A 3528-nucleotide genomic window follows, 5' to 3' on the forward strand; every position below is an offset into this window, starting at 1 on the left:
CTATTCTCGGAGCGGTAACGCCTGTACCCGATACCTTGAGCGAATACCAATTTGCCGGACTGTTGCGTGGTTCGCGGACGGAGCTGGTAAAATGTATCGGCAATGATTTGCAAGTGCCTGCCCGTGCTGAAATCGTGTTGGAAGGCGTGATTCATCCAAACGAAACCGCGCTGGAAGGCCCATACGGCGACCACACGGGCTATTACAACGAGCAGGACCATTTTCCTGTGTTTACGGTCGAACGCATCACCATGCGTGAAAACCCGATTTACCACTCTACCTACACAGGCAAACCACCCGATGAGCCTGCTGTTTTGGGCGTGGCGTTGAACGAGGTGTTCGTCCCGCTTTTGCAAAAGCAGTTCCCCGAAATCACCGATTTCTATCTGCCACCCGAAGGCTGCTCCTACCGCATGGCGGTGGTCAGCATGAAAAAACAGTACGCCGGACACGCCAAGCGCGTGATGATGGGCTGCTGGTCGTTCCTGCGCCAGTTTATGTACACCAAATTCATCATCGTGGTGGATGACGATGTGAACGTGCGCGACTGGAAAGAAGTCATCTGGGCAGTCACCACGCGCATGGATCCCGTACGCGATACCGTTTTGATGGAAAACACGCCCATCGACTACCTCGACTTCGCCAGCCCCGTCAGCGGACTCGGCGGCAAAATGGGTTTGGATGCGACCAACAAGTGGCCGGGCGAAACCGACCGCGAATGGGGTCGTGTGATCAAAAAAGACCCTGCCGTTACGGCCAAAATCGATGAGATTTGGGAGAGTTTAGGCTTGTAGATGTCATTTCTATTGGAATTTATACTTCAAATCGTGATGGAAATGATTGGGGCAGTGTTTGAAGGTACGGTAGAAATATTGAGGCTCGATTGGAGAAAAAGAAAACTCTCCAAAGAAGGCTTGATAATGTTGACCGTATGGTCTGCCGTCATTGTTGCACTGATTGTGTATATGGTCATTCCTAAGTAAACATCTTATTCTGACAATACATCTGTTAAAAGGCCGTCTGAAACTTTTGGGTTTCAGACGGCCTTTAATTTGAAAATTTAGCGCGGTTTGAGCCACTTCCATTGTTCTTGTATGGTTTCTTGCAGGGCTTTTTGTTTTTCTGCCGGTGTGTTCATGCCATTGGTCAAGCGGCTGTAATCAAGGGTAATGGAAGGGTTTTGTACGGTTCCGCCGATTTTGAGGGGAAACGGTTTGTTTTTGGGTTGCAGTACGTTGCTGATAAGCAGGTTTTCGGACAGCTTTTGGGTATTCAAATCGGTATAGCCGCTGCTGACAACGTGCAGGCTGTCGGAAAACAGTTCGGTGTTGATATGATGGCTGATGCCTTTCTCGATTTCACTATTAAGGATGAAATGATGGAAAGGGGTTTTGAGGTTGCTGTTGTCGATTTTTTCCGAAGAGATGCCGTTTTTCAGAATGCTGTCCATATCGATGCCGTGCCATGCGCCGTTGGTAATATCGAGGAGCAGGCTGCCGTTTAGGGCTTGTATCATTTGCGCGCGGTCGTTACCGGAAGTTTGAATGTCGATAACGGCGTCGCCGCTGCCGCTGAAGCTGTGGAAGCCGAACAAGTCCTGCAGCAGCGGCTGAATTTGTATGCCTTTTGCGTTTTGCTGAAGGTGGTAGGAAGCGGGTTCGGTGGCCGCAATACTCAGTCCGCCTTCTGTTTTGCCGCCATAAAGCCCGGCTTTGAAACGGTGCAGGGCGATATGTTCTTTATCTGCGGTAAGCAGGGATTCGACGTTTTCAAGTTGCAGGCCGGCAGTTTGAATGGTGCCGATTTGGAGGTTGGCCTCAATGTCGGGCAGCCAGGATTTGGCCAGCAGGGAAGGAAGACTGAGTGACGGCTGGGTTTTCAGGTCTTCTAAGTAAGGGGTCAGATTAAGTTTTTGTAAGGCGATACCGGCGTCAAGGTGCGGACGCGGTTGGGCGTCGCGTTGGTATTTAAAAGCCAAGGCGAGGGCTTGTCTGTCAAATGCGCCTTTCAGACGGCCTTCCCATGTATTCAGGCTGAAGTTGGCCTGCCCTTCGAGTGTGCTGATGAAGCGTGGACGGGGAAGGCGGTTGATGGTGTCTTGCAGGGTGCTGAGGTGCAGTTTGGGCGCATCGATGCCTTTGCCTTTTTGCCAAACCAACGGGCTGGAAAAGGTAAAGTTGGTTTGGAGGCGGTCGTTTTTATGGCTGCCTTTGAGTTCAAAATTAGCGGCGGTTAAAACGGTTGCGTAGAGGTTGGCTTTGTCCAGTTTGAATGAGCCGTCCCATTGGTTGTTTTCGCTGCCGGCGGTCAATGCGCCGTTGAGTGTATTAAGGTGTAAATAGCCGTTTTTGAATTGCAATAAGGGCGAACGTGCGTTGATATGCAAGTTTTGAAAGCCGCTTTCGGCTTGCAGATTGAAGTCGCGGAGTAGGGCGGTTTGGTTTTGCCAATTAAGGCTGCCTGCGATTTGGGCATCCAGCTTGTTTTTGAGTAATACGGTTTGCAGGTTCAGCTTAAGGGCGGGAACACTCCAACCGGCATTGTTGGGTACCAGATAGCCTGCACCCTGCCAACTGATAGGATTGCCGATGTTTTGCAGTGTGCCGCTGATGTCGAAGGGATGGCCGTCTGAATCGGCTTGCTGCAGGGAAAATTGCAGATTGTTTAAGGCAATATTTTGCTCTTTAGTGTGATAACGGATGCTGCCGTTATTGATGATGATGCGGTTGAGCTGAAAACTTTCTTTTGACGATGGGTCTTGTTGCAGGCAGGCGGGCAGATGGTGTTTTGAGTCCAGTGTCAGTGTCGGGTTTGAAAGAATCCATTTCTCAATTATGGGCGTATCCGACCATAGGCTGCTCCAACCAAAGCCCATTTTGGATTCGGCGATGTTCAGCGTCGGTGTGTCAGGTTCGGAAGAGGAAAGGCTGAGGTCTTTTAAAATCAGCGTGGGGCGCGGCAGCCATTTTCTGTCGATAGTGGCGTTGTATTTGATTTGGCAGCCATGGGCGGAAAAGTTTTTTTGTATGAATGCGTCGATGTTTTCTGTGTTGAATATGCGGAACATTAAGGCACTCAATACCGCCGCGAGGCATAAAAGCGCGGTAATGCTGAAAACCAGGGTTTTCAGCCAAAATTTTCCTGAGTGCAACATGGAATGAACAGACAATTCAGATTCTCGCTTTGATGGGAGCTTTAAGGAGTGATTGGGAGTTTAAGCCTTGCTGCTTAAGCGTGTGGAAGTATAACACAGAGTAGGCCTGTGTTTCAGACGGCATGGGCATGTGAATAAAAACACCGCCCAAAGGCGGTGTTGATTTAAGCATAAATTATTTACGCAGACCCAGGCGGGTAATCAGTGTACGGTAAGTATCAGGCTGAGTACGGCGCAGGTAAGACAGCAGGCGACGACGTTGGCTAACCATTTTCAACAGGCCGCGACGGCTGTGGTGGTCTTTAGGGTTGGCTTTGAAGTGAGGAGTCAGGTCGTTGATGCGGAAAGTCAACAGAGCGACTTGTACTTCAGAA

At 50.0% G+C, this 3528-nt stretch carries 3 protein-coding genes; 1 reads left to right on the top strand and 2 read right to left on the bottom strand.

The genetic code is table 11. The annotated features are described in order from the left end of the window. Positions 1-794: UbiD family decarboxylase (locus ACTHUT_RS15705; RefSeq protein ID WP_440419006.1), on the top strand; the 794-nt coding region annotated here is incomplete at its 5' end. 266 nt (positions 795-1060) lie between these two features. Here the strand turns inward: ACTHUT_RS15705 and ACTHUT_RS15710 are convergent. Beyond that, positions 1061-3154 (bottom strand): AsmA family protein, encoded by a 2094-nt coding sequence (locus ACTHUT_RS15710; RefSeq protein WP_440385621.1) that lies wholly within the window; start codon positions 3152-3154, stop codon positions 1061-1063. Positions 3155-3329: 175 nt separating this feature from the next. Beyond that, positions 3330-3528, bottom strand: a 199-nt coding sequence (rpsO, locus tag ACTHUT_RS15715; protein WP_440419007.1) for a 30S ribosomal protein S15, incomplete at its 5' end; no start/stop codon positions are given.

The sequence above is a fragment of the Neisseria sp. P0022.S010 genome (assembly GCF_051956635.1).

Bases quoted from the DNA above. Each gene is read 5' to 3' on its own strand.
- ACTHUT_RS15710 (WP_440385621.1), bottom strand. From the start codon at position 3,154: ATGTTGCACTCAGGAAAATTTTGGCTGAAAACCCTGGTTTTCAGCATT.